Source organism: Sphingobacterium sp. JUb56 (genome assembly GCF_014191365.1).
In the GTDB taxonomy this organism is placed as follows: domain Bacteria; phylum Bacteroidota; class Bacteroidia; order Sphingobacteriales; family Sphingobacteriaceae; genus Sphingobacterium; species Sphingobacterium anhuiense.
Genome location: NZ_JACHWL010000002.1, coordinates 289,788 through 311,937, shown reverse-complemented (window position 1 = coordinate 311,937; position 22,150 = coordinate 289,788). Strand labels below are relative to the sequence as shown.

Genomic DNA, 22,150 nt, shown 5'->3' with positions numbered 1-22,150 from the left:
GTTAGGATATTCTTATGATATGCTGGATGAGTTTTTTTCTTTAAATATTATGATGCGGCCAACGAACAATTTTGTAAGTTCTTTTATTCAGCGATAAGCTTTCATAGGTTTGTCTAAAATATGTATTATGAAGTTGTCAGAAAATATTGTCGGTTTTCATCATTATTCGTTAAAGGCTCCTCAATTTGATGAAACAGTAAAGTTCTACGAACAATTGGGATTTGTAATTGTGCATTCTTGGTCATTACCTGATTTTAATCTCAAAAAATGTGTCATGATGTATCATGAACAGATTAATATATATGTTGAAATGTGCGATGGTGATGCCGATATGCCTTCTCAGGGTAGAAAGCGAAGGTTAGGGGAGGAAATGGTCGAAAATTCTATTCTTCATATCTGCTTTGTTGTCAAGGACGCGGCTAAAGCAAGGGTGGAAGCATTAAAAGCTGGAGCTATAGACCTGAGCAATGGAGTGCTTGCTATTCAGTTGAAAAATAAATCTAAATCTGTCGGTGTTCATAATAGTTTGGTTTATAGTCCAAATGGTGAGGTTATAGAATTTTTAGAACAGGTAAGTTTCTAGTTTTCACCGATAGCACCTAAGGCGGTTAATAAGGCTAAAATTTTCCTTCCTTTTTCGGTTAGGATGTAAAGCGATTTGACTTTATCTTTTTTGTTATCTATAATTTGATCTTCGACCAATTCTTTCAGTTGCTTGGTGAGTATCCGATCGGAAATATCTGGAAGTATGGATTTAAAACTTGCGTAATATAAATCTTCTTCATGGAGAGCAAATAGTAAAGATAATTTCCATCTACCACTGATTTGAGCGAGTGCTTTATGGGCTTTGCAAAACTCTAATAGCGATTTTTCATTTATAGAATTTGTTGAATTTTCTTTACGCATAGTTGATATTGATCGATGAGAAGGACAAGTTATGGATAAATTGTTCATTTTTCCTTAACGGAAATTCTTTTGATGCTTTTATATCCATAGAAAATGATGTTTTTCCTTTATGCACATTTTAATAAGTAAATCTGACTATTGATTTTTCTTTAAAAATTATTAGATTACGCGTTATATAAGTTTAAAATTTTTGATATGGATACGCTTAATTCAAGTCTTCTTACAGCAGGTTTAATCACTTTAAAAGATAATAAACTCTTGTTGGCCTATAGTAATAATAAAAAAGCATGGTATTTGCCTGGCGGTAAGGTGGATCGTGGAGAGAGTTCATTAACGTCTTTAAAGCGGGAGATTAGAGAAGAATTGATGATTGACCTGAACGATGATAGATTGGATTTTTATTGTCATATAACTGCTCCTGCATATGGCGAAAATCCTGTGGTTATTATGGAGCAGGATTGTTTTATATATGATCTTAGAGAAGAGATTAATCCTAGCAATGAAATAGGGGCGGTCCAGTATTTTTCGAGAGCATCATATATGAAAGAGCAGTTTCAAGTGATTGGTGTTTTAATGGTTTTTGATAAACTGGAAGCAGACCGGCTAATAAAGGTCTGATACTTTACCTTTATTTTCCTGCTATTCACCGAGTTTTTTATATTGTTGATCTAAATGTAATAAAAAGAGCGTGTTCCTTGTCTTAATTTTGAGTCAGAAAGTTAAAAGAAATACTTTTTAAGAATGGGGTATTTAACTGACTAACTGATAACTCAAGAAAACTAAATTTATAAAATAAAGACATTATGAAAACGCTAGTAAAAACATTCACTGTAGCAGTATTGGTTGCAATCAGTACACTTACAATGGCTTCGGGAAATCCTGAAAAGACAATCAATTTGTCAACTGCAAATTTTGCAATCGATCATTATATAGACGTAATGACTGAAGGGCAGTCGCTAGGTTTAGAGCAGTTATTTACTGCTGATTATAATCAGAAAGTCCAGGGTAAAATTGCAAGAACAAATAGCCGTTCGGACGTTATCAGTTTTTTGAAAAAACAAAAAGGAGAAAAGTTAAATTGTAAAACGACAACTTTGATCTTAGAACAGTCTGCACATTATATGGTAGCGAAAGTTACTATGCAATTTGAAAATTTTACTAAAACAGATTTGGTTACTTTAGTTAATGACGGCGGAGCCTGGAAAGTTTCAAAATCTATTAATTGTTATCAATAGAAAATGTTTAATTAAGTATCATATGTTTATGTTAGTCCTGTCGAAAGATAGGACTTTTTTGTTTTCCGATAATTGTTGATTCTTTTATTGATATTATGAAGGCATTTGTTTTCTTGTTATTAAGAATTCAGGTTAATTATTATTTAGATAATGTTAAGCTACCTTTTATGAGTTCTAGATTAAATTGACCAATTGTTGTATTTTTAAGCATGGCACTAAGGTGATTTCTTACTTTTTTGAAATCGTTGTGCAGAGGACATGGGTTTTTCTCGGAACAATAATCTAATCCCATGCCACATCCGATAAAGATCTGCTCGCCGTCTACAGCTAAGACGATGTCGGCAATTGGTTTCTTTAAACCTGCAGGATCAATGTAAAATCCGCCATTAGGTCCTTTCGAAGATTGTATTACACCTACTCTGCTGAGATTCTGAAGAATCTTACCTAGAAAGGGTTCTGGTAGCTTTACTTTTTCAGCAATCTCTTTAATGCCTACTTTTCTACCCTCATGAGAACTTTGAGCGATATAAAAGACTGCACGCATGGCATATTCACAGGTTTTAGAAAAAACACCCATTTTTTTAAATTATATTTTCTTTAATTGTAATCTTATGTGCAAAGATACTGTTCTAATTGATATTTATAACATTTTGCACGCGTTGGACATGATCCTGCTTGTGTATAGAAAGTCTTATGATACTGTTTTTATTTGCTGTAAGATTATGCATGATGGCACCTTCTAAGCCAATGAGATCTCCTTTTTCCATGTTATGTATAACTCCTGCTACATTTAAAATTATGGAACCTTCCTGGATGTGTATGACAATGGGAAATGGGCTTTTGTGATCGGTCATAATTACTCCTTCTGCTAGACATATCCGAATCTCTTTAGTCGATGATGTTTCGAGTAAGACTGTTACTGATGGTTTTTCTCCTTTATATGACACTTCTTTATAGAGTGATACCGGAGTGTTTTGTTTGTTCATTTCCATGTCAGTTTTTTTTGATTAGTACAAATATAGTTATAAAAGATGTTTAACTCTTTTAATTATGGCTATATTTGTTTGTCGATACAATTTTAAAAATAACCCTTTATCAATTTGTGTATTAGGAATATGGAAAAGAAAGATATAACTTCATTAGCAGATATTCAATTACTTGTTGATACGTTTTACGGCAGGGTAAGTGAGGATGCTCTCATTGGTCCCATCTTCAATAATCTACTGGCTGGCCACTGGGAGGATCATTTGAAAAAAATGTATAGTTTTTGGCAAACTATCTTGTTGGAAAAGCATACTTACTTTGGAAGTCCATTTCCGCCACATGCTGCTATGGCTCTTACTAATGTGCATTTTGATGCTTGGCTAAAGCTCTGGTATAGTACGGTTCAGGAATTTTTTGAAGGAGAGAAAGCTGATGAAGCTATTCATAGAGGAGATAAAATGGCAACTATGTTTTTATCTAAAATCACTTATTTTAATAATTTAAAGGCCAAACCATTAATTTGAACTTTATTACTATATACATGTGTTAGTGCTGATCAATCGGATTTTGTTAAAATATTTGAACCTAAGTTTGGTATTGTTAAAATTAAGATCTTTGAGATGGAATTGATTTAAATAATTCAAATACTTTTTCTCTCTCGAGCAATCGCAGACCCAGCTTTTCTGTGGAGACACCTGAGATTAATCGATAAGTGAAGGTAATATGTGATTCTTCATTAATTAAGGTTTCTAAATGTTTTAGCTCAACATGATTTTTGTTTAATTTCGTACTTAGTTCAGTTATATGAGAGGATATCAGAAAAATAGAATTGTTTAATTCTTCACATCTTTCGACTAGTTTTAAAGTAGCATGATAAGCATCGTCATAATTTGTTCCTTTAAATAATTCATCCAGCAAAATAATCATTCTCTTCTTTGAAGCAAGTAGTTCAGCTGCTTTTTTTACTCTAAGTACCTCGTTGTAGAAATGGCTATGACCAGAGCTAAGGTCATCACCAAGATTGATTGTCGTTAAAAGGCCATCAAAAAAAAGTGTATCCATTTTTTCTGCAGGAACAGGTAAGCCCAAGTGAGCTAAATAAATGCATGCTCCTAGGGTTTTTAACAAGGTTGATTTACCAGTCATGTTTGCTCCAGTTAAAAACCAGGTGTTTTTCTCTTGTGATATTATGATATCATTTTTTATAGGTTTGTTTAAAAATAGATTATAGGCTCCTTTTATTACTAACATATGATCTAAATCGGTTTTATTGTGAAATGTGGGAAAGATAAGATGATTTTTCGTCATGGATTTCGCAATTCCTTGATAGATATCTAGTTCGTAGATAAGAGTAAAAATCTTTTTAATATTGTGATTGTTTAAATTTCTGAATTTATAATCATATTTGAGAATTAAAGCAGGTGATATTTTTTTACTGGCTATTACTTTTAATTCTGATAGATTAAAATCTGATGTTAATTCGTTTAAAGATTTAAGCATCTCCGTGAGTCGTCCTATAGGTTTTTCCTGTTCTACTGCTTTATTTAATAATTCTGTCAAGTATGTGATTAACATGGCGATTTCGGCAATAGAGCGCTTGATTAATACGCGTTCCATTTGATTTTCTGCGGACCAGAAATTGAAAGATAATTTTTCTGAGAAGTAACGAAGTAGATTTGCTGAATCAGTTTCTACTCCAAGACTTAAATATTTTTCTAAATCTTGGAACATATATTTATCGAATGGATGATTATCCATTACGTTTGATAAGTATTCGATTGCTTCGTTTCGGTCTTGGATTTCTTTTATATCTTTTAATGGATTGATGAAGTAGCTGTATAATAGGGACCGTCCGCCTAAGGTGCTGGTATTGTCAAAGAAATTACATAAACTAAAATCTCTATGATCAATAGCGTTTAAGTCACTGAGGGTTTGCTTATCAATTGTGAACATATCTTTAGCGATTGTTAATTAATGGTTTGTCGAATTGTTTCTTTTTTATTGCTGAGTCTAAACTAAGATACAAAAATGTGGATAATAGATTCATTTTGTGTGCTACAATTTAATAAGTTATTATTAGTGTAGATAGGATTTTATTTAAAACGCAGAATAAAGTAAGTTTCAGTAGTACAATAGCTATTTTTTATAGAAGTGGGTGTGTCTTCACAAAATAATGAATTACCTTATGCAGTTCGTTATCCTTGTTGCTTAAAAATAGTTGGCAAGCTGTAAAATTATGGTAAGTTTTGTAGTTGTAAAAGTTGACTCTTTATTGTTCTTGATACCTCATTAATCTTATTTCGAGAGAAATTAAACTTATTTTGGAGTTAAATTTCATATATTTATGTGTATATTTTGGTATGATAATAGAAGTTTTTAAGACTTATTTATGCTGAAATCAATGTTAAAAATACAAGATATTAAGTGCTGTTAAGGATTTCTAATTGTTATTTTAATGAGAACAAATAGAATATTCGCTTAAATTACAAGTGCATGAATAATGAAATAGAGAATAAACTTCGGGATAAAAATACAAAGCCAACAAGTATGCGGATATTAGTATACGATTTTTTAGCCTCTCAACATATTGCTTTATCCTTATCTGAAATGGAGGCCCACTTCTATCCAGCAGACCGGATAACCTTATACCGTACACTCAAAACTTTTGAAGAAAAAGGCATCGTGCATAGTATACAGGAAAATAATACGAGCAAATATATCCTCTGTCATGATGATTGTAATGAGGAAACACATAAAGACTGGCATCTTCATTTTTACTGTAAGATCTGTAAGCATACCACTTGCCGGACAGATATTAATTTTTCTGCGCCCAATAATAATTCGGTTCGAATTGATGAGGTCCGACTTTTTGCTAAAGGTATTTGCGAAAATTGTATGAATGAAACTATGCAATAGTATTGCATAGCATGAGCGCTTATCTTTGATATTATTAATTAAGTTAAAGAATCTTATACAATGACTGTACAACATAAACACAAGTACGACGAAGCTGGTACGCAGCTTTGCTGCACACAGACAACAAAAATATATAATCAGGCTGGTGCTCAGGAACTCATCGGTCATCAGGGTAAATGTGAAGGACATAATCATAATGGAGATGGTCAAGTTCAACATACTGATGATGATGGACACGATCACGCTCATGTAGAAGGTAGCCCTTTGAAGCTGTTTACTCCTGCGATTATATCTTTTGTTCTTTTGATGCTTGCTATTGCTTTGGATAACTGGGTAATACAGAGTTGGTTTCAAGGGTGGGTAAGGTCTGTATGGTATGTAATAGCATACATTCCGGTAGGTTTTCCGGTCATTAAGGATGCAATAGTCAGTATACGGAAAGGTGATGTTTTTTCCGAATTCTTTTTAATGGCTATAGCTACTATCGGTGCGTTCGCTATCGGAGAATATCCTGAGGGTGTGGCGGTCATGCTATTTTATGCTGTTGGGGAAGTTTTTCAAACTTTAGCCGTATCAAGGGCTAAAGGGAATATCAAAGCACTTTTGGATCAACGTCCAGATGAGGTGACTGTTCTAATCAATAATCAACCCCAGATCATAAAAGCTGAAAATGTAGAAATCGGCTCAATCATTCAGCTAAAACCAGGTGAAAAACTGGGTTTGGACGGTGAATTGTTATCTGATGTCGCATCTTTCAATACGGCCGCTCTAACTGGGGAGAGTAAACCTGATAGTAAATCTAAAGGAGAGACCGTTCTTGCTGGAATGATTAATTTGAATACGGTTAGTTTGATTAAAGTAACAACTGCTTATACAGATAGTAAATTAAGTAAGATCCTAGAGCTGGTACAGAATGCAACTGCTCAAAAAGCACCAACTGAATTATTCATCCGTAAATTTGCTAAAGTATACACGCCAATAGTAGTTTTTCTGGCGATCGGTATTTGTTTATTGCCTGCGCTGTTTGTGCAAGATTATGTATTTAGCGATTGGCTGTATCGGGCATTGGTATTTTTAGTTATATCTTGTCCTTGTGCTCTGGTAATCTCTATTCCTTTGGGTTATTTTGGAGGAATTGGCGCTGCAAGCCACAATGGAATTTTGTTTAAAGGAAGTAATTTCTTGGATACACTAGCGAATATTCAGCATGTGGTCATGGATAAAACTGGAACGATGACTGAAGGTGTCTTTCAGGTGCAAGAGGTTAATTTTGATACTAATTTTGATCAAGCTGAAATATTAAAGATGGTGAATGCTTTGGAGAGTAACAGTACTCATCCTGTAGCTACAGCTATTCATCAATATGTCGGTGAGGTTGATCATAATATTCGTTTAGATCAAGTGGAAGAAATAGGCGGGCATGGATTGCAGGCTACCGTGGACGGAAAGCAATTATTGGTCGGCAACTTTAAGTTAATGGATAAGTTTAATATCCGTTATGATGTTGATCCCGCTACGATTGTGTATACTTTGATCGCTGTTGCATATGGCGGTAAGTTTGTCGGATATATTACTATTGCGGATAGCATTAAGACTGATGCATTAGAAACCATTCAGCAATTACACAAACTGAATGTAAAAGCAACTATGCTAAGTGGTGATAAAAGTACAGTGGTTCGATATGTGGCTGATCAATTGGGAATTGATCAGGCATATGGAGATTTATTGCCGGAAGATAAAGTCAATAAACTTAAAGAAATCAAAGCACAAAATCAACGCGTTGCCTTTGTTGGTGATGGTGTAAATGATGCTCCTGTTGTAGCTCTAAGTGATGTAGGTATTGCAATGGGAGGTCTAGGTAGCGATGCGACCATCGAAACTGCTGATGTGGTTATACAGGACGATAAACCGTCCAAGATACCAGTTGCAATTCGGATCGGAAAGCAAACTAAGCGCGTCGTATGGCAAAATATTACCTTAGCTTTTGTGGTCAAGGGAGTTGTATTGATTTTGGGTGCAGGGGGGATAGCAACAATGTGGGAAGCAGTTTTTGCTGACGTCGGTGTATCTTTGATAGCTATACTGAATGCTGTAAGAATTCAGAAAATGAAGTTTTAAATTTATTGAAAGTGCTCGTAATTTGATGTAAAGCGAGCACTTTTTGTGTACTTTAGTTTTTAGACTGTTATCCTACAATTTATCCTTAATACTTTTTACAACGGCTTTGTAATACTTGATTTTGTTTTCATCATCAACGATCTTTACTTTAACGTCATTGGCGGCTAAAAGCTGTATTTTGTCTGCCGAATCTTTTACATATTTCTTAGGAATATAGTAATAAATCTGATTTTTGATAAAGGTATTCTTCTTGTAAAACTTGTTTCTTGCTCGATAGGTTAAAAGCCACCATAGGTCGATCTCGACAAAATCCAAGGAGAGACCGAAAATATGTAGATCATTTGTGAAGAACAGATCAACCCATGATTGTAAAACCATTTGTCTGCCTGTTTGTAATCTTCTAATAAGGGATGTTTTATATACTTTGGTGCTCGGGGCATAATTTGGTCCATTGACAACATACTCACGCATTTTTTGTAATTGTCCGCAATAATGTTCATAGCCAAGGTTAATAGAAAACGGATTATTGCAATCTCCGTGAATATGCCAGTAGTTTTTGTTTAAAGATTGATATTGTCTAAATACACTATAGGTCGTTTCATTCACTAAACTTGTTTTTATTTTCGGATGTATGCCTTCTAGACTGAAATCATAATTGGTTGTCATGATATTTTGAATAGGTAATGTTCTAATCAATTCATGGATTTCATTTTGTTGTATAGCAGAAACGGCATCTGCAATGAAAGTTTTAAGCTCTTTTTCATCCACATGCTTTTGTTTTATGGCATTCAGGAATATCTCTTCGTAAAGCATAGGGAATGGCTTTTGACCGTTTTCTAAGGATTGAACATGGTATTTTTTTTTAATGCTCATTAACAGATCATTCCAACTTGTTCCCTTGTTGATATTGTTGATGTCATTGCCAATAAGCAGTGCTATATGAGTCATAGTTTTTAAGGGTCTTGATAATCGCTTGGTTACTGCATTTTATTAAATCTAATATCGTTATTTTCTTCTAATCTATATTCAGCGACGCATATTTTATTGTACTGTAAGATTTTCATCCAAGATGGTATTTGCCTATGCATTTAGCGTGTTCTAAATTTTTTAATTGAGCCATATGAGGAATGTACGATGGGTTGATTGTGGTATTTTTACTGTATTTAATGCATCAATAATTTAATGTAAAATTTTATATTTCCTATATATGTCCAATATGGTCAGTTTAATTTTAAATTTTTAATCGTTCATTTTTATATAAGCATTATTGCGTTTTTAAAACTTATTGATGATCGAATTACAAGAAATTTTAATCTGTAAATACTATTTGTGATTAACAACTATTTCGTAAGGTGGTTGGTGTCATTTATTTAATTTATGATTTATAAATCAATGATATAGTTTTATGTATTAATATTAAGTTTGATTTATTAGTTGTTTAGTATTCTAATGTTTCATTTATTCAGTTTTACTCATATCGAAAAGCTACTTAATAAAATTATGAAGAACGATCTCTCGTTGTTCCTTTTAAAGGTCATTTTTGTCATTTAAAAGTCTCAATAAAACTATTTCTGATTTTTTAAGTCAAAAGGTCAATTTATATTTTAATATTTGTATTACTTCGAAACGTAATAAATATTATGGCGGCATGCAAATGCCTTCAATATCTTATAATATTCGAAACTGCATAGTGATTCATCGTTTTCACAAATGGTGTTAATGTGCTTTTATTTCTTATTTAATCTTTCAATTATTTTTCAATGATTAGAGAAAAAGCAATCAGGTTGGCAATTCAGGTCACTTTTATATTATTCATTTCGGTTTTTTCCGGTTGTAGTGATTTTGAATATAGTCCAAATCAGATTTTTAGTAAAAATTCATATCGCCATCTCAACGCAATCAATTTAAATAAGTTGGGGGATGGTCAGCAAGATGATACTGTCCGGTTTATAATAACAGGAGATACGCAGCGGTCACATAATGAAACAGTAAATTTTTATAAGAAAGTAAATACGATGACAGGGATTGATTTTGTGATTGTGGCTGGCGATATAACTGAGTTTGGTAATCTTAAAGAAATGCAATGGGTTGCCGAAAACCTTACTAAGCTGAATAGACCATTTCTTGCGGTTATTGGCAACCATGATCTTACTTCACGTGGCAGAGATGCATTTCAGCATATGTATGGAAAGCTCAATTATTCTTTTGTATATGGGGGAGTTAAATTTATCTGTCATGATACGAACAGTAGGGAGTATAATTTTAATGGTCAGGTACCTAATATACCCTGGCTTAAAAAGGAGCTAGAGCCACAGCCTCATGTAGAGAGTTATGTGGCTATTTCTCATGTTCCACCTACCTCTCCAGATTTTGATCAAAATCTGGAATACGATTATGCTTCAACATTTAGCAACGCCGGAGGTTTTCTCACATCCTTTCATGCTCATAATCATGTTTTTGAGGAGTTTACTGTTGGAAACTTTGAAACACCTTTTGTGGTCACGAGTGCAATTGGAAAAAATGAATTTTTATTAGTCGAAATTGTAAATAATAAACTGAGCTTTGAACAAATATCTTTTTAAATTAAGCATACTAGTCCTTTTTTTAATTGGCACAGTCAATCCGAGTAATGCACAGAAAAAGAACTTTTTAATCCCAGATGCGGCAATTATTCAATATGCTGGAAGCATTGGTTATATAAGTGTTGGCGCAGGATATGATATTTTTAAAAATAAGAGAGGTAACATTGATTTTAATTATGGTTATGTACCTGTTTCTAAGGGAGGAGAGCTGCATTCGATAACCGCAAAATTTGCTTACAAGCCTTTTGAAATAAAGTTAAATAATTGGGGGAAATTGTATCCTCTTAATCCAGGTGTATTTCTCAGTTATACTTTTCATGATGATTTATCATTTAAATTTAATTCATCGGAATATCCATCCGGTTATTATTATTGGTCTCCTGCTTTGAGACCTCACATCTCATTATCTAATGAAATTGAACTCAATATGAATAAAATATGGAAGGAAATCGGAATAGAAAAGATTGGAATTTATACTGAATTCAATTCAAATGACTATTATATTATTAATTATTTTCAGAATATAAAAGCACTTTCTCTTGCTGATGTTTTTCAGCTTGGGGTAGGTATACGATTTAAGTTTTAATATTTTAAACTAAAAAAGGATTGTTTATGAATATTTTAGTAGGTGTTTTAAGTCGTTTTTATGTTGGTGTCGCTATTAGATTATAAAATCTCAGATACTTTTTTTAAGTTTAATTCATGAAGAAAGTAATTTTGGTTTTGGGTGCGCCAAATGATGAAAGGGGAAATCTGAGTCAAATTGCAACTGACAGACTTAATTGTGTATTTGAACTCTGCAGGTATAATGATTCCTGCCAGATTTTATGTTCAGGCGGATTTGGAGGTTTTAATCCTACAGATCTTCCACATGCAACATACAGCAAAGCATATCTCGTTTCAAAAGGAATCCCAAATCATTTTTTTTTACCTTTTGCCCTTTCTGCGCATTCAGTTGATGATATTAGGAAAGCTCTACCAATATTGGAGGAAGAAAGACCAGACCTGGTGATGTTAGTCACCTCAGATTTTCACATGGAGCGTATAAAAATTTTATGGGATATTATAGCACCTAAGCGTTTTCCGATTATTTTTATCCCTGCAGTTTCAAGCTTGGATACACAGCAATTAGTGATGCTTGAGGAACATGAAAGGAACGCTATTAAGGCCTTAGAGAAAAATGATTTTAAAATATATTAGTTTAAAATTAAGGGATTAAGCCATCTCTATTTTTATGGGAAATTTATAGCCCCAGTTCATTTAATATTTGTCGATAATTATTAATAAAAAGCTTGGTCAATTTAAACTGTTCTGTTTCTTCATAATGCGTTAATTCAAGTCCGCTATCTGTTACTTTATATATTTCTGAATCGGGATAGGATAATAAAATAGGGGAATGTGTTGCAATAATAAATTGAGAGTTTTGATCGACCAATTCTTTTATCCGAATCATCATATTGAGTTGACTATCAAATGAAAGTGCTGATTCTGGTTCGTCAAAAATATAAAACCCTTTTCCTGATAATCTATTATGCATCAGTGCTAAGAAGCTTTCTCCATGTGAACATTGATGTAATGATTGACCATATGCTTCTTCTAATTTCGCTTGATCGCCTTCGTAAAGATTATCTATTTCACTGGCAACATTAAAAAAACTCTCCGCTCTTAAGAAATAACCGTCTCTAAAGCGGTATGGACCTCTGATCAGTTTAATATCCTCATAAAGGTTCGAATGTGATTCTTTCGTTGAAAAGTTAAAATTTAAGCTTCCACCTTCGGCATTAAATCCTGACTTAATCGCAATTGATTCGATAAAAGTAGATTTTCCTGATCCGTTGTCTCCTACGATAAAAGTGACTGGGCTACGGAAAGTAAGCTTATCTAAACTGTGGATGGATGGAATGTTGTATGGGTAAGATATACGATCCACATGTGGCTTAGTATTTTCAACACTTTTTAGGTATAACATATTGATCAATCATATAAAAACAAATATTAAATTAGTGCTAATGCGAATTAATCTCTTTTCCCTTTGATATAAGCATACACTGCTTGTGCATGACCATGTCCTAGCTGATAATCTTCTTTTAACCAATTGATAATCTGATTAGCTTTTATTTCAGCTTTAATTTTATTGTTTTCTATAAATCCTTTTTGGGTTGCTAAGTCTATAAATGCTTCGGGACTTACTCCGGTTTTTTCTTCAATATTCTTTAGGTATGTGTGAAAAGACATGCTATTAAATTTAATTTTCGGTTTCTAATTACTGGTACATTTATCAACTAGCTTTTTTATATTTTGCTGTTGGATCTGCATGATATCACAGCTAAAATTATACCACAATTTTGCCTTTTTTTAAAAAATAAGCATTGATTTTCTATCGGAAATTAACGATACTTTATTTTTTTATGCAGGAAGTATCGTTTGCACAGGTGTACTAATAGGGGATGAGAATCTAGGAGTAGTATCCTCTTTTATGAATCGAAATAGTATAATATATTTTCTAAAGCTTACATAAAATAAAGCAGGGTGAATTAATACGCTTGTAATATGTGGTATATACTTGTTTTGAGAAAATATTGAAAAAAAAGAAAATCTTCCAATCCACTCATAAAAAGTTGTCGTATATAAATTCATAAACTAAAAAATTATACACTAAAAACGAATATGTTATGGAAAAAATGTCATCTCAAAAAGAGTGTTTAGTAGAAGAAAACGAACATCTCGATAAAAAAGACCTTCGGAGAAGGGATTTCTTAAAATTTACCGGTGCAGGCGTAGCAAGTCTTGCCCTACTTGGGGTAACTGGTTGTAAAAAGGACCGCCATGATGAAGATATGGGGGCAGATGGTTTTTATTTTGGCAGTGGTGACATCGCTATTTTAAATTATGCCTACGCACTTGAGCAACTTGAAGCGGCTTTTTATATTCAGGTTGTAAATAGTCCATACTCTGGTATATCAGATTTGGAAAAGACTTACTTAACAGATATCAGAGATCATGAGGTTGCGCATCGCGAATTCTTTAAAAAAGCTTTAGGTGGGAAAGCTATTTCAAATTTAGAATTTAATCTTTCCGGTATTAACTTTTCAAGTAGAGAAAGTGTGCTTAGCACCGCCAAAACATTTGAAGATCTGGGTGTCTCTGCCTATAATGGTGCTGGATGGCTGATCAAAGATGTCAACTATCTTGCCTTAGCAGGTAAAATTGTATCTGTTGAAGCTAGGCATGCTGCATTGATTAGAGATTTGATCGATAACGGAAGTTTTGCGAATATGGAAGTTATTGATTCAAATGGTTTAGATGTTGCTAAAAGTCCCACAATGGTGCTTCAGGCGGCTTCCCCATTTATCAAATCTAAAATTGATGTAAAGGATTTACCTACTTATTAACCTTCTAAATCTTATTGTTATGAATCTATTAAATGTTTTTGACGAAATAAATAATGTTGATCCAGAATTCACTGATCGCATTAGTCCACGCAGAGAAGTTATTCGAAATATGACTTCTTTTGGAAAAAAGGTTACTTTGGCCGCATTACCCTTCCTTATAAGTGATCTTTTTAAGAAAGCTTATGGCGCGACAGCTCCTACAGATGTTAATGGTGTGTTGAATTATGCGTTAACGTTGGAATATCTTGAAGCGGAATATTATACTAAAGGGGTTGCTGCCCCCAATCTAATTCCTTCAGGTAGACCTTTGGGAGCTATTACAACCATTCGTGATCATGAAAATGCGCATGTTAAATTTCTTAAGCAGGTATTAGGGGATAAAGCAGTTTCTAAACCTACTTTTGATTTTACAGCTGGAGGTACCTTTGGAAATGTTTTTAGTGATTATGATACATTCTTAGCTCTTGCTCAAGCTTTTGAAGATACTGGTGTCCGTGCATATAAGGGACAGGCAGGTATTTTGCTCGGAAATAAAGTTGTGCTAACGGCCGCTTTACAGATACATTCGGTAGAGGCTCGTCATGCTTCGCATATACGTCAGATGCGTAGAGCAAGAGGGGGTGCTGCTGCAAATCAAAAACCTTGGATAACAGGTGCAAATGATAGTGGAATTGGTGCTGTTGTAGATCCAGTTTATATGGGGGAAGATAATAAAGTTCAAGCAAATGTTGATATTACAACTTTGAAAGGTGTTACAGGTAATTTATCTTTGGCTGCGGCTACTCAATCTTTTGATGAGCCTTTAGGAGCTGAGGCTGTTCTTAATATTGCAAGTCTGTTTATTAAAAATTAGTGTATAATGCTTTGAAGTGAGGCTCCTTGTTTGTTATGAACAGGGAGCTTTTTTTGATACTATTTTCAGTGCTCTGAAGTGAGAAACTTAATAGATATGAGGTTTAATGTATTGGTTATAATTTTTTCTGGTGCCGCTTTTTTGCCTTGTATAAATTCATAATAATTGTATTTTTCAATTTGATTCTTAAAACATTTTATTCTAATTATTTGTTTAACTATAAAAACATTACAAATCAGATTAAATGCTATTTTGTGCCGGATGTCACTTATTATGTAGCGATCGAATCAGTTAGGATATTTCACAAAAAATATCTGATAAAAACTTAGTTAAGCAAGAAGGATATGTCTTTAGATAGTTTATTTCATAGGTTCACTCAATAAGTATTTGTAAGAATTCTTTTAAAAGATGTGTTTTTGATTTGATTAAGCTTAATACATTTTGTTTTATTAAATGACTATGCAATTTTTACCTGTTAATCAGAACCTATTACTGCAATTGCAAATTAGAGGTTACAATATATTAGCCTCTGCGCAAGGTATTGATCATGAAAATCCAAGTTACTATCCAATCCAAGTTTCTGATGTATGGGATTATCTCGTTCGCTTGGACTATACTTCTGGAATTGGAGAACCAGCACTAATTGTTATCGAAGATGCCCTTAGGAATATTAAAGAGCAACATTTTGATGGAGCTGTTTTTGTTGATTTTGAAGTTGACTAGACTAAGAAAAAAGAAATCATTAATTTAAAATGGTATTAAATTAATGATTTCTAATACTGCATGTTTCAAAAAGTTATTTGAATACGCAGGTTTTAGTAGCTGAATTTTTTTATTCTTCTATAAGAACATGCCACCTGAAATTTCGATTCGCTGTGCATTGATCCATCTTGCGTCATCTGTGCACATGAAAGCAACTACACCTCCGATGTCGTCTGGAAGTCCTACTCTTCCCAGTGCTGTTTGTGAAGCAATTGCTTCGTTAATTTGTTCATTGTCTCGTACTAAACCATTTCCGAAATCAGTTTCAATTGCTCCTGGTGCAATTATATTGGATCTAATACCCCTTACTCCTAATTCTTTTGCCTGATATTTAGTTAAAGTTTCCATTGCTCCCTTCATTGCTGCATATGCCGCATAGCCGGGGGTAGCGAAACGAGCTAAGCCTGACGATACATTGATAATAGCACCGCCGTCACGTAGCAGTGGCAAAGCTTTTTGCGTTAGAAAGAAGGCTCCCTTAAAATGAATGTTTACCAAGTTGTCAAATTGTTCTTCAGTCGTTTCTGCAAAAGAAGCATGGATACCGATACCTGCGTTATTGATTAGAAAGTCAAATTTATCGGTATTAAATACCGATACAAGTGTCGATTGAACATCAGTGAAAAAGCTGTCAAAGGTTTTGCTGTCCGCAACGTTAAGTTGTAAAGCCACAGCATTTACACCTAAGTTTTTAAGTTCTAGAACGGTGTTTTCTGCCTCAATTTTTTGTGACTGATAGGTTAAGATGATATCAATTCCTTTTGATGCGATTTTGAGAGCGGTATTTTTTCCTAGTCCACGGCTACCACCAGTTACAAGTGCAATTTTATTTTTTGTTTCCATTTGTTTCTTTTTTATTGAAAACAAAGTTAAATGACAAATGTTGATTAAAATGGTGACAGTTTAAGTATTATATCGCTATCTTATTAACTTCGGATGATAATGATTGGAAATAATCTACCCGATATTGCTTTGGAGTTTTTCCTGAAAAACGCTTAAAGAATTTGGTGAAGTTGGAGGGGTCATAGGTTAATGTGCGCGCAATTTCGGCAATTGACATATCGCTATTTTGTAAGAGTGATTTTGATATTTCTGTTAATCTATTTTCCATGAAATAGCAAGGTGAATACCCTGTTGCGGATTTGATTGTATTGCTGAGGTGAATAGGGTGAATGTAAAGCAAAGCTGCAAAATCTCTAATCTCAAACATTTGATCCTTTTTGCCCGATAATATATCTATCAGATGGTTATCTACTTCTCGTAAAAAATCAGCAGTTATTTCATGTTGACGGCTTAAAAACTTTTTTGGAATTTTCATGTCTTCGAAAATGTAATTTTAATAAAAGTATCCCTTATTTTCTGTTTTAAAATAATAAAAGTACTATTGAGCTCGTTTGTAAATTTTGCTAATCTAAATGTAGCAATAAAAAATTATTTTTTTTATTGCTGTATGTTTGTAATTATTTAAATCTTTTTAAGATAGCGTCAAATTTATTGACTTTTCACGTTGTTGTTAATGGTCTTAAATGAGTTGTGAAAAGTAGAAATAATTAGAAAATTGTTATATTGATCTGCTTACTAAGGTGGATTATAGGCTTACATATCAAACTTAAAATTTCCATCAGTAACTTGTTTCTCTCGAAAAATGAAAAATTAAACTAGTTAATGAAAAATGAATATTAATTTAAGTGATTATAAGCTAGAGCGGATAGCCCCATCTCAATGGCAAGATTATAAGTTAATCAGACTTGAGGCTTTAAAGACAAATCCTGAATTATTTGGTAGTTCATATGCAAAAGAAGTATTGTATAGTCAGGATGATTGGATTGCTTTATTGGAAAACGATGCACGGGCAATTTTTGCTTTATATCATTTAGATTTATTGATCGGTTTAAGTGGTGTAGTGCTGAACAGAGATAATCAATCTGAGGCCATTTTAATTTCTTCGTTCATCAAAGAGGCTTATCGTGGCAGGGGACTTTCTCAATTATTCTTTCAAGCACGAATTGAATGGGCTAGGCAAAAGGAGTGTGCTCAGGTTATTGTATCACATCGGGTGGGTAATGAAGCTTCAAAAGCAGCGAATCAGCGATGTGGTTTTGTGTATACGTATTCAAAAGAATCACGATGGCCGGATGGTTTATTGGCTGAGGAATTGATGTATTGCTTATGGCTATAAATGTAAATAATCGATAATAGTGATTTGTGATCTTTGGATTGGTTTATAATTTTTAAGTTTATATTTCATCTCCAAGTTTTGAAAATTTGTTTCTGTACTCTATTGGGGTTAAGCCTGTTATTTTTTTGAAAATATCTCTAAACGCTTTTGTATCGGTATAACCTACGTTAAACATGACTTCGGAGACATTCTTTCGTGAGGCTTCAAAATGATTTTTTGCAGCTTCTATGCGTACGCGTTGCATGTATTCGATAGGTGTATTGTTTGTAGCATCTTTAAATCTTCTTTCAAACGTTCTACGACCAATATTGATGAGTTTTGCTAAATCTTCTACAGTAATCTTTTCTTCGTAATTTTTTTCTATATAATCCTGTACTTTTTGGATATCAGTGTGGTTATGATTTCTTTGACCTCTAAAAATTGCAAATTGAGACTGGTTATCTCTTCCGATATCCAATGCAAAATATTTTGATATCATGACAGCTGTTTCTCGATCTGAATATTTTTCGACCAGATACAGTATTAAATTCCATAAACTGTTTGCACCGCCACTACTATAGATATTCTCGTGTTCGGTGATCACAGCTCCATCTTCGATCTCGACTGCGGGGTATCTTTGTTTAAACTCGTTTATGTATGCCCAGTGGGTGGAACACTTTTTTCCATCTAATAATCCTGTTTCTGCTAGTAAAAAAGCTCCTACACATAAGCTTGCAAGGCTTGTTCCTTTTAAATGAAGTTTTCTGAAATAGGGTAAGGCCTCTTCATTTGCTTTTATCCCTTTATCCATATCTCCAAATGTTGGAGGGATAATGAGGAGGTCTGTTTTAGTAACTTCAGATAATAAGCGGTTTGTTTTTATGGTATACTCTCCGTTATTTGCAGTGATATATTCATTTAAGCCAACATATTCGACATTGAAAATGGGTCTCTTGCCAAAGAAGGTAAGAAATTCATTGGCGGTTTGAAAAGTACGAAATGCGGGTGTAATGCCTTCTATTGTACCATGTTGTGGAACGAAAATGGAAATTTGCATATCTCTTAATTTAGTTAGATAAATGTACAAATAGTTTTTGTCGTTATCCACCCCTATAGTTGTCGTTTTTACAACATGTGACATTTTGAAATGATCTCCATCTTTGTATAAGCATTATAAACATAAAGAAAAGAGGAATGATACAATCAACAAAAATTAACGTTACAGCAATAGTAAATGCTCCCATCGAGATCGTATGGGACGCTTGGAATACACCTAGTGATATCATGCAATGGAATAGTGCAGATCCAAATTGGCACTGTCCTGCAAGTGAAAATGATGTCCGGGTAAATGGAAAATTTAAAAATAGAATGGAAGCTAAAGATGGTAGTTTTGGCTTTGATTTTGAAGGTATTTATGATAAGGTCGAATTGTTTAAGGAGTTGGCTTACAGCATGAATGATGGAAGAAAGGTACGTACCGTATTTAAGGAAAAGGATGGTAAAACAACTCTTTCGACAGTTTTTGATGCGGAGAGCGAAAATGAGGTTGAATTTCAAAAACAAGGATGGCAGGCCATCTTGAATAGTTTTGTAAAATATGTAGAATCAAAAAAATATTAATTCCTAAAATTTAATGTCATGAAAAAGAATACAGTTTCCTTACATCGCATTATTCAGGCCAGTCCTGAAAAAGTGTTTCGTGCTTTTGCTGATCCAATAGCACATGCCACCTGGTTACCTCCTTATGGTTTTATATGTACAGTGCAACAAATGGATTTTAAAGTAGGCGGTAACTTTAAAATGACTTTTATAAATTTCAGCACTGGCAATGGGCACTCTTTTGGTGGAGAATATTTAGAAATTTTACCGAATGAATCAATTAAATATAGTGATCGTTTTGATGATCCTAATCTTCCGGGAGAAATGATAACGACAGTTTCACTGAATAAGGTGTCCTGTGGTACTGAACTTCAAATTGTGCAAGAAAATATTCCAGATGTAATACCTGTTGAAATGTGCTATTTAGGTTGGCAGGAATCATTAGATAAAATGAAGAGATTGGTTGAACCTGAAATACCTGATGCATAATTTATAGCAATATGTTATTTCAGAGAACCGATAAAATGATGAATGGTGTTTTTATTACATTTTCAGGAAATTGTAAGAAAGCACTTCAATTTTACCAAAATTGTTTTGGTGGTAAGTTGTATTTTGAAGCATTTAAAAATGAGATGAATAACTATCCGGAGTCACCTATAATTATTGGCTCATTAATTTCTGATATGATTGTAATTCATGGTTCAGATTTGGTACATAATGAAGGTCGTCAGGTCGGAAATTATTTATCTATATTTCTGCATTGTAATGATGCGGGAGATCGCAAATTATTAATTCATAAATTGAAAGTTAATAGAAAGATTACTTATACTCCAGATGAAATCAAACAAAGCTTGATTGAAATAACGGATGCATTTGATGTGCGTTGGATATTGGCTATTTAGAAGATAGCTTCTAATTTATTCGTATTGCAAAAATGAAAAAAGGTTAACTTAAAATTTAAGATAGCCTTTTTTTATTAAGTAGTGTTTTCAATTATTTTGTAAAATAATTGAAATTATATGGTTTGTAGGCATGTTAATTTATCCATCCAAATTTTGATAGAAATGCATCTGTCATGAAAGAGTAAGAAATAATAATATCCGCCAATGTTATTGCAATTAAGTTGCAATAGTTGTTACCTTTAATACACCATCCCACAAAAGTAATTGTTGATGGTGTATTAAAGGTTTATTATGAAAGAAAATAGAATTTATGATGTCATCATTATTGGAGGTAGCTATGCAGGTCTTTCTGCAGCCATGGCACTAGGACGTTCTTTGCGAGATGTGTTGGTAATTGATAGTGGAATTCCGTGCAATCGACAGACGCCACATTCCCATAATTTCTTGACACAAGATGGTAAGACACCCTTGGAGATTGCTACCATAGCAAAGCAACAGGTTGAGCAATATGAAAGCATTATTTTTGAAAATGGTGTCGTGACAGATGGTAGGTTTGCGTCAGAAGGTTTTGAGATCTGTACTGAAGAAGGGAATATTTATATCGGTAGGAAACTTATTTTTGCAACTGGAGTTAAGGATATTTTTCCTGATATAAAGGGTTTTTCTGCGTGCTGGGGGATTTCAGTTATTCATTGCCCTTACTGTCACGGTTATGAATTTAAACATCAAAAAACCGGTATTATTGGAAAAGGGGATAAGGCAATCCATCTATCTTCATTAGTTCATAATCTCACTGATCAATTACAGGTTTTGACAAGAGGTGACGCAAATTTTGAAGAAGAACAAAAAGATAAATTAGCTAAAAATCAAATTGGTATAATTGAAACTGAAATTGTAGAAATTGTTCATACAGACGGATATGTTAAGCAATTGGTGTTTGATGATGGTCGAACAGAAACTTTTGATGCTGTGTATGCTCCAGTTCCCTTCGTGCAGCATTTAGACCTGCCGGTGAGTTTGGGATGTGAGCTTACTGAGGCTGGGCATATCAAAGTTGATAGTTTTCAGAAAACCAATATTCCAGGTGTTTTTGCCTGTGGTGACTCCACCACAATGATGCGCTCCGTAGCAAGTGCTGTAAGTACTGGAAATACAGCTGGAGCGATGGTCAATATGGAATTAACACAGGAAGAGTTTTGATGATGAATCTTAAAGGACGATTTACTTTAACCAAATAATTGGGTGTAAAATATTTTATTCTCTTATTTGTTTATAATAATAAAACTATGTCTAGATTGTTCGTCATTACTTCTTTTATATTTCTCACTTTTGTTGCATGCCAACCAAATACCTCTCATCAGAGGCCAGCTGTGAAAGACAAGTCTCAGGATACCGAATTGCATCGGCAGTCCGGAATTACTTTTTTAGAGGGAGGTCTTACTCATAAAATGGAGAAAAAATCAGGTATTACAGACACTATTTTTATATCTGTCCATAAACCGGATTCCGCTCATATTATACTTGAAAGTCCAACCAATACGGCAAATATCCGTATTGGTCAGCTTTTTTCTCCAAATGGGAGTGCTGATGGTCCCTTCGGAAAAGTTCTGGAATATCGATTTAAAGACACAGGCCAATATTATATTACGGTTAGTGAGAGTCTTATGGTTGGTGATCATTATAACGGAGCTTATCAGGTGCGAATTATAAATGGTCTTTCAAAATAAAACTTTTACTTTATAT

General features: G+C 33.6%; 28 protein-coding genes. 18 read left to right on the top strand and 10 right to left on the bottom strand.

Going from position 1 to position 22,150, the window contains the following annotated elements; translation table 11 throughout:
* The first annotated feature begins 127 nt into the window (after positions 1–127).
* Positions 128–583 (top strand): VOC family protein, encoded by a 456-nt coding sequence (locus tag FHR29_RS20870; RefSeq protein ID WP_183917043.1) that lies wholly within the window; start codon positions 128–130, stop codon positions 581–583.
* Here the strand turns inward: FHR29_RS20870 and FHR29_RS20865 are convergent.
* Positions 580–906, bottom strand: coding sequence for a helix-turn-helix domain-containing protein (locus tag FHR29_RS20865; RefSeq protein ID WP_021187872.1), 327 nt, complete (start codon positions 904–906; stop codon positions 580–582). The two genes, FHR29_RS20870 and FHR29_RS20865, sit on opposite strands and share 4 nt — an antisense overlap.
* 195 nt (positions 907–1,101) lie before the next feature.
* Here FHR29_RS20865 and FHR29_RS20860 point away from each other — a divergent pair, with 195 nt between their 5' ends.
* Both FHR29_RS20860 and FHR29_RS20855 read left to right on the top strand, forming a co-directional pair.
* Positions 1,102–1,524 (top strand): NUDIX domain-containing protein, encoded by a 423-nt coding sequence (locus FHR29_RS20860; protein WP_021187871.1) that lies wholly within the window; start codon positions 1,102–1,104, stop codon positions 1,522–1,524.
* Positions 1,525–1,709: 185 nt separating this feature from the next.
* Complete coding sequence (locus tag FHR29_RS20855) at positions 1,710–2,141, top strand: nuclear transport factor 2 family protein (protein WP_132842863.1); 432 nt, start codon at positions 1,710–1,712, stop codon at positions 2,139–2,141.
* Between the two features lie 139 nt (positions 2,142–2,280).
* Here FHR29_RS20855 and FHR29_RS20850 read toward each other — a convergent pair whose 3' ends face one another.
* Together FHR29_RS20850 and FHR29_RS20845 are read right to left on the bottom strand one after the other, a co-directional pair.
* Positions 2,281–2,718: an Rrf2 family transcriptional regulator gene (locus FHR29_RS20850; RefSeq protein ID WP_021187868.1), complete on the bottom strand. Its 438-nt coding sequence runs from the start codon at positions 2,716–2,718 to the stop codon at positions 2,281–2,283.
* 52 nt (positions 2,719–2,770) lie between these two features.
* On the bottom strand, positions 2,771–3,127 hold the full coding sequence (locus tag FHR29_RS20845; protein WP_037524391.1) for a hypothetical protein: 357 nt from the start codon (positions 3,125–3,127) through the stop codon (positions 2,771–2,773).
* Positions 3,128–3,256: 129 nt separating this feature from the next.
* Between FHR29_RS20845 and FHR29_RS20840 the strand changes: the two genes are divergently transcribed.
* The gene (locus FHR29_RS20840; RefSeq protein ID WP_183917041.1) at positions 3,257–3,649 is read left to right on the top strand and encodes a group III truncated hemoglobin; all 393 of its coding nucleotides are present in this window, start codon (positions 3,257–3,259) and stop codon (positions 3,647–3,649) included.
* An 82-nt stretch (positions 3,650–3,731) separates the two neighbouring features.
* Here FHR29_RS20840 and FHR29_RS20835 read toward each other — a convergent pair whose 3' ends face one another.
* Positions 3,732–5,078 carry a MutS-related protein gene (locus FHR29_RS20835; protein WP_183917039.1) on the bottom strand — a complete coding sequence of 449 codons (1,347 nt, stop codon included), beginning with the start codon at positions 5,076–5,078 and terminating at the stop codon, positions 3,732–3,734.
* Between the two features lie 540 nt (positions 5,079–5,618).
* Here FHR29_RS20835 and FHR29_RS20830 point away from each other — a divergent pair.
* Together FHR29_RS20830 and FHR29_RS20825 are read left to right on the top strand one after the other, a co-directional pair.
* Complete coding sequence (locus FHR29_RS20830; protein WP_132770887.1) at positions 5,619–6,041, top strand: Fur family transcriptional regulator; 423 nt, start codon at positions 5,619–5,621, stop codon at positions 6,039–6,041.
* A gap of 60 nt (positions 6,042–6,101) precedes the next feature.
* Entirely contained in the window at positions 6,102–8,159 is a 2,058-nt protein-coding gene (locus FHR29_RS20825) for a heavy metal translocating P-type ATPase (protein WP_183917036.1), read from the top strand.
* A 72-nt stretch (positions 8,160–8,231) separates the two neighbouring features.
* Here the strand turns inward: FHR29_RS20825 and FHR29_RS20820 are convergent, their stop codons facing one another.
* Complete coding sequence (locus tag FHR29_RS20820) at positions 8,232–9,107, bottom strand: SIR2 family protein (RefSeq protein ID WP_021187864.1); 876 nt, start codon at positions 9,105–9,107, stop codon at positions 8,232–8,234.
* A gap of 812 nt (positions 9,108–9,919) precedes the next feature.
* Between FHR29_RS20820 and FHR29_RS20815 the strand changes: the two genes are divergently transcribed.
* The 3 genes from FHR29_RS20815 (at position 9,920) to FHR29_RS20805 (ending at position 11,941) form a co-directional block, all read left to right on the top strand.
* The gene (locus FHR29_RS20815; protein ID WP_183917034.1) at positions 9,920–10,741 is read left to right on the top strand and encodes a metallophosphoesterase; all 822 of its coding nucleotides are present in this window, start codon (positions 9,920–9,922) and stop codon (positions 10,739–10,741) included.
* The gene (locus FHR29_RS20810; RefSeq protein ID WP_021187861.1) at positions 10,722–11,327 is read left to right on the top strand and encodes a hypothetical protein; all 606 of its coding nucleotides are present in this window, start codon (positions 10,722–10,724) and stop codon (positions 11,325–11,327) included. Before FHR29_RS20815 ends, FHR29_RS20810 begins: the two co-directional genes overlap by 20 nt.
* Positions 11,328–11,443: 116 nt before the next feature.
* Positions 11,444–11,941 carry a YdcF family protein gene (locus FHR29_RS20805; RefSeq protein ID WP_183917032.1) on the top strand — a complete coding sequence of 166 codons (498 nt, stop codon included), beginning with the start codon at positions 11,444–11,446 and terminating at the stop codon, positions 11,939–11,941.
* Positions 11,942–11,984: 43 nt separating this feature from the next.
* On the opposite strand, the gene FHR29_RS20800 is transcribed toward FHR29_RS20805, so the two are convergent.
* Together FHR29_RS20800 and FHR29_RS20795 are read right to left on the bottom strand one after the other, a co-directional pair.
* Entirely contained in the window at positions 11,985–12,710 is a 726-nt protein-coding gene (locus FHR29_RS20800; RefSeq protein ID WP_183917030.1) for an AAA family ATPase, read from the bottom strand.
* A 47-nt stretch (positions 12,711–12,757) separates the two neighbouring features.
* Positions 12,758–12,976, bottom strand: a complete 219-nt coding sequence (locus FHR29_RS20795) for a DUF4287 domain-containing protein (RefSeq protein WP_021187858.1) — start codon at positions 12,974–12,976, stop codon at positions 12,758–12,760.
* Positions 12,977–13,413: 437 nt separating this feature from the next.
* Here FHR29_RS20795 and FHR29_RS20790 point away from each other — a divergent pair, with 437 nt between their 5' ends.
* From FHR29_RS20790 to FHR29_RS20780, 3 genes are all read left to right on the top strand, one after another.
* Positions 13,414–14,133: a ferritin-like domain-containing protein gene (locus FHR29_RS20790; protein ID WP_021187857.1), complete on the top strand. Its 720-nt coding sequence runs from the start codon at positions 13,414–13,416 to the stop codon at positions 14,131–14,133.
* 19 nt (positions 14,134–14,152) lie between these two features.
* Positions 14,153–14,986: a ferritin-like domain-containing protein gene (locus FHR29_RS20785; RefSeq protein WP_132770882.1), complete on the top strand. Its 834-nt coding sequence runs from the start codon at positions 14,153–14,155 to the stop codon at positions 14,984–14,986.
* A 453-nt stretch (positions 14,987–15,439) separates the two neighbouring features.
* The gene (locus FHR29_RS20780; RefSeq protein ID WP_031286882.1) at positions 15,440–15,709 is read left to right on the top strand and encodes a hypothetical protein; all 270 of its coding nucleotides are present in this window, start codon (positions 15,440–15,442) and stop codon (positions 15,707–15,709) included.
* A 117-nt stretch (positions 15,710–15,826) separates the two neighbouring features.
* Here the strand turns inward: FHR29_RS20780 and FHR29_RS20775 are convergent, their stop codons facing one another.
* Together FHR29_RS20775 and FHR29_RS20770 are read right to left on the bottom strand one after the other, a co-directional pair.
* A complete protein-coding gene (locus tag FHR29_RS20775; protein ID WP_183917028.1) occupies positions 15,827–16,591 on the bottom strand; it encodes an SDR family NAD(P)-dependent oxidoreductase in 765 nt (254 codons plus the stop codon).
* A gap of 67 nt (positions 16,592–16,658) precedes the next feature.
* On the bottom strand, positions 16,659–17,066 hold the full coding sequence (locus FHR29_RS20770) for an AraC family transcriptional regulator (RefSeq protein WP_021187854.1): 408 nt from the start codon (positions 17,064–17,066) through the stop codon (positions 16,659–16,661).
* A gap of 354 nt (positions 17,067–17,420) precedes the next feature.
* On the opposite strand from FHR29_RS20770, the gene FHR29_RS20765 reads away from it, so the two are divergent.
* Complete coding sequence (locus tag FHR29_RS20765; protein WP_183917026.1) at positions 17,421–17,927, top strand: GNAT family N-acetyltransferase; 507 nt, start codon at positions 17,421–17,423, stop codon at positions 17,925–17,927.
* A 58-nt stretch (positions 17,928–17,985) separates the two neighbouring features.
* Here the strand turns inward: FHR29_RS20765 and FHR29_RS20760 are convergent, their stop codons facing one another.
* On the bottom strand, positions 17,986–18,963 hold the full coding sequence (locus FHR29_RS20760) for a GlxA family transcriptional regulator (RefSeq protein ID WP_031286881.1): 978 nt from the start codon (positions 18,961–18,963) through the stop codon (positions 17,986–17,988).
* Positions 18,964–19,100: 137 nt separating this feature from the next.
* Here FHR29_RS20760 and FHR29_RS20755 point away from each other — a divergent pair, with 137 nt between their 5' ends.
* From FHR29_RS20755 to FHR29_RS20735, 5 genes are all read left to right on the top strand, one after another.
* Entirely contained in the window at positions 19,101–19,526 is a 426-nt protein-coding gene (locus FHR29_RS20755; protein ID WP_183917024.1) for an SRPBCC family protein, read from the top strand.
* A gap of 18 nt (positions 19,527–19,544) precedes the next feature.
* Positions 19,545–19,994, top strand: a complete 450-nt coding sequence (locus tag FHR29_RS20750; protein WP_021187851.1) for an SRPBCC family protein — start codon at positions 19,545–19,547, stop codon at positions 19,992–19,994.
* A gap of 11 nt (positions 19,995–20,005) precedes the next feature.
* Complete coding sequence (locus tag FHR29_RS20745) at positions 20,006–20,407, top strand: glyoxalase (protein WP_183917022.1); 402 nt, start codon at positions 20,006–20,008, stop codon at positions 20,405–20,407.
* Between the two features lie 291 nt (positions 20,408–20,698).
* Positions 20,699–21,607, top strand: coding sequence for an NAD(P)/FAD-dependent oxidoreductase (locus tag FHR29_RS20740; RefSeq protein ID WP_183917020.1), 909 nt, complete (start codon positions 20,699–20,701; stop codon positions 21,605–21,607).
* Between the two features lie 86 nt (positions 21,608–21,693).
* The gene (locus FHR29_RS20735) at positions 21,694–22,134 is read left to right on the top strand and encodes a hypothetical protein (protein WP_183917018.1); all 441 of its coding nucleotides are present in this window, start codon (positions 21,694–21,696) and stop codon (positions 22,132–22,134) included.
* The last annotated feature ends 16 nt before the right edge of the window (positions 22,135–22,150 follow it).